This is a genomic window from Ruegeria sp. D3, from assembly GCF_056534465.1.
This window is the reverse complement of the sequence record NZ_JBQFPK010000036.1, coordinates 1-3,843: the sequence shown is the minus strand read 5'-3', so window position 1 is coordinate 3,843 and position 3,843 is coordinate 1. Positions and strand designations below refer to the sequence as shown.

The following is a 3,843-nucleotide window of genomic DNA, read 5'->3' as shown; positions in this document are numbered from 1 at the left end:
TCCTAAAGTCAGCCCTGTTTTTTTCAGGGCTGACGTTTGATTTAGCTACAGGCTTGGACGGCGCGTTTGGTCATGACGCTGACCAGATGTGCACGATAGTCTTTGCTGCCATGCAGATCGCCGATCATGTTCATTGGGTTCACCTTCAGGCCCATCAGGGCGTCGGCGCGGAACTCTTTGGTCAAGGCTTCCTCGGCCTCGGACCAGCGGAATACACCATCTTCGCTGGCACCGGTGACGGCGACGCGGACACCATCCGCGAACCGTGCCAGGTAGACCCCCACCAACGCAAAGCGCGAGGCCGGCTGCAGGAACTTCTGATAGCTTGCGGCCTGCGGCACCGGGAAGCGGATCTGGGTGATGATCTCACCCTCGTCCAGCGCGGTGGTGAACATGCCCTGAAAGAAATCATCCGCCGCAATCTGCCGCGTATTGGTCACAACGGTCGCGCCCGAACCCAACACCCCTGCCGGATAACAGGCCGCCGGATCATTGTTGGCCACCGACCCACCAATTGTGCCGCGATTGCGCACTGCCGGGTCCCCGATCTGACCGGCCAATGCTGCCAGCGCCGGATAGCTTGCCGCCGCCTCGCGCGCCACCGTGGCGTGGGTCGTCGCTCCACCGATAGCGACCGAGCCATCATCCTCGATGCAAACCCCTTGCATCTCGGCAATCCCGCTCAGCGACACCAGCGCCGAGGGCGCCGCCAACCGCTGCTTCAACGTCGGGATCAGTGTCTGACCACCCCCCAACGCCTGCGCATCCTCAGCCCCCAACGCAGCCACCGCATCGGCGATGGTCGAGGGCTTCTCAAACTCGAAATTATACATTCCGCTTTTCCTTTCCGAAGAACATAGATCCGCTCTTCATCTGGCTATAAATACCTCGGGGGTCTGGGGGCAGAGCCCCCAGCTACCCCAACCTCTCAGCTGTTCATCGCCGCCCAAACGCGCGACGGGCTCACCGGCATGTCGATGTGATCCACCGCTTTGCCGCCCGAGTTCATCGCATCCAGAACCGCATTGACCACCGCAGGGGGTGAGCCAATAGCCCCAGCCTCACCACAGCCCTTCACCCCCAGCGGGTTATGCGTGCAGGGCGTCTGGCTGGAATGATCGACGCCGTAGAAGGGCACGTCATCGGCGCGGGGCATGGCGTAATCCATGAAGGACGCGCTCAGCAGCTGGCCATTCTCATCATAGGCGCAGTTCTCCAGCAACGCCTGACCGATACCCTGACCGATACCGCCATGCACTTGGCCATCCACGATCATCGGGTTGACGATATTGCCAAAGTCATCGGCGGCGGTGAAGGCCTCGATGCTGACCTTGCCGGTCTCGGGGTCCAGCTCGACCTCGCAGGCATAGGCGCCCGAGGGGAAGGTAAAGTTGGCCGGGTCGTAAAACGCGGTCTCCTCCAGCCCCGGCTCGACCTCCAGCGGGTAGTTATGCGGCACATAGGCCGTCAGGGTCACATCGCCCCAGGCCACTGACTTGTCGGTGCCCGCGACGCTGAACTGACCGTCTTTCAGCTCGATATCGGCCTCGGAGGCCTCCAGCAGGTGGGCGGCGATCTTCTTGGCCTTGTCGATCACCTTCTCGGTGGCCTTGACCATGGCCGAGCCACAAACCGCAAGGCTGCGCGAACCATAGGTGCCCATGCCAAACGGGATCTTCGAGGTGTCGCCATGCACGATCTCGACCATAGACTCGTCGATGCCGATCATGTCGGCCACGACTTGCGGAAAGGCGGTCTCATGCCCTTGCCCATGGCTGTGTGCGCCGACCATGACACTGATCGAGCCGGTGGCGTTCACCCGCACGGTCGCCGCGTCATACAGACCCGCGCGCGCGCCCAGCATGCCAACGATGTTCGAGGGCGCAATACCACAGGCCTCGATATAGCAGTTGATGCCCAGACCCCGCAGCTTGCCCTTGGCCTCGCTTTCCGCACGCCGCGCGGCAAAACCGGCCAGATCGGCGGCGGCCTCCAGCTTGTCCATGGTCCCGTTGTAATCCCCGGTGTCATAGGTCAGCGCCACCGGCGTGTCATAGGGGAACTGGGTGATGAAGTTCTGACGGCGCAGCGCAATGGGATCGACCCCCAACTCGCGCGCGGCTTTGTCGACGACGCGCTCCAGCTGATAGGTCGCTTCGGGCCGGCCAGCACCACGATAGGCATCCACCGGCACCGTGTTGGTGAACATTGCCTTCACGTTCACCTGAATGACCGGCGTCTTGTAATTGCCTGCCATCAGCGTGCCGTGCAGCCATGTGGGCACGGAACTTGAGAAGGTCGACAGATAGGCGCCAAGGTTCGCATAGGTGTTGGTGCGCAGACCGACAAAGTTATTGTCCGCATCCAGCGCCAACTCGATCGTGCTGACATGGTCGCGGCCATGGGCATCGGACATGAACGCCTCGGACCGGCTGGCCGACCATTTGACGGGACGGTTGCAGGCCTTGGCGGCGAAGGTCACAAACGCCTCTTCCGCATAGTGGAAGATCTTGGTGCCAAAACCACCGCCCACATCCGGGGCCACCACGCGCACCTTATGCTCCGGCAGGCCCAGAACGAAGGCGCACATCAGCAGGCGGATCACATGCGGGTTCTGCGAAGTGGTATAGAGCGTATAATCCTCGGTCCCGCGGCTGTATTCCGCCACCGCCACGCGCGGCTCCATCGGGTTGGCAACCAGACGGTTGTTCACCAGATCCAGCGTGGTCACATGCGCCGCATTGGCGAAGACCTCGTTGACTTTAGCGTCATCCGCCTCGCCCAGCTGCCAGTCATAGCAGATGTTGTTCTTCAGATCGTCATGGACCAGTGTCGCGCCCTCCTGGGCGGCGGCCTTCATGTCGATCACGGCGGGCAGTTCTTCGATATCCAGATCGATCGCCTCGGCCGCATCGCGCGCCTGTTCCAGGCTGTCAGCCACCACGGCCGCGATGGGATCACCCACATGGCGCACTTTACCCTGCGCCAGAATGGGGTGCGCCGGTTCCTGCATGGGCGCGCCATGCTTGTCGGTCACCTCCCAGCCGCAGGGGATGCCGCCCACCCCTTCGAAATCCTTGCCGGTGAACACCTTGACCACACCGGGCATGGCCTCGGCCGCCGAAGTGTCGATGCTGGTGATCCGGCCATGCGCGATATCCGAGCGCAGGAAATACACATAGGCCTGTCCGGCCACGTTGATGTCGTCGGTGTAATTGCCCGCTCCGGTCAGAAAGCGCACGTCCTCGCGCCGCTTGGAACTGGCTCCGATGCCACTGTCTTTGGGCATTGCTTGTTCTCCTCCCATAAACGGATGCTAACGCATCCTTGTCCTTCCACGGGCGCTACAGGCCCGCAGTGGCGTTTATTCCGCAGCGATGCTGCCGACGTCCTGACCCGATGCGGCCATGATCGCCTTGACGATGTTATGATAGCCCGTGCACCGGCACAGGTTGCCTTCCAGATAATGCCGGATCTCGGCCTCGGTCGGGCGCGGATTGTCCTTCAGCAAGGCCGCCGCACTCATCACCATCCCCGGCGTGCAGAACCCGCACTGAAGACCGTGATGATCCTGAAACGCCTGCTGAATGGTGTTCAAAGACCCATCCGCAGTCGCCTGGCCTTCAATCGTACCAACCTCAGACCCGTCCGCCTCAAGCGCAAGCATGTTGCACGACTTCACAGCCTGACCATCAACATGCACAACACACGCACCACATTGCGCCGTGTCACACCCAACATGCGTCCCTGTCATCCCCAAATGATCACGCAAAAATCCAGACAATAACGTCCGACCCTCAACTTCACCGCTCACAGCTACGCCGTTCACAGTCATCGAAATCT

3 protein-coding genes are annotated in these 3,843 nt (G+C 61.6%); all 3 read right to left on the bottom strand.

All coding sequences use genetic code 11. From position 1 onward, the window contains the following. Positions 1 to 41: 41 nt before the first annotated feature. The gene (locus ACR0DX_RS22595; RefSeq protein WP_170356923.1) at positions 42 to 833 is read right to left on the bottom strand and encodes an FAD binding domain-containing protein; all 792 of its coding nucleotides are present in this window, start codon (positions 831 to 833) and stop codon (positions 42 to 44) included. Between the two features lie 95 nt (positions 834 to 928). Then, complete coding sequence (locus tag ACR0DX_RS22590) at positions 929 to 3,289, bottom strand: xanthine dehydrogenase family protein molybdopterin-binding subunit (RefSeq protein ID WP_170356922.1); 2,361 nt, start codon at positions 3,287 to 3,289, stop codon at positions 929 to 931. A 75-nt stretch (positions 3,290 to 3,364) separates the two neighbouring features. Then, complete coding sequence (locus ACR0DX_RS22585) at positions 3,365 to 3,841, bottom strand: (2Fe-2S)-binding protein (protein WP_480847507.1); 477 nt, start codon at positions 3,839 to 3,841, stop codon at positions 3,365 to 3,367. Positions 3,842 to 3,843: the final 2 nt, after the last annotated feature.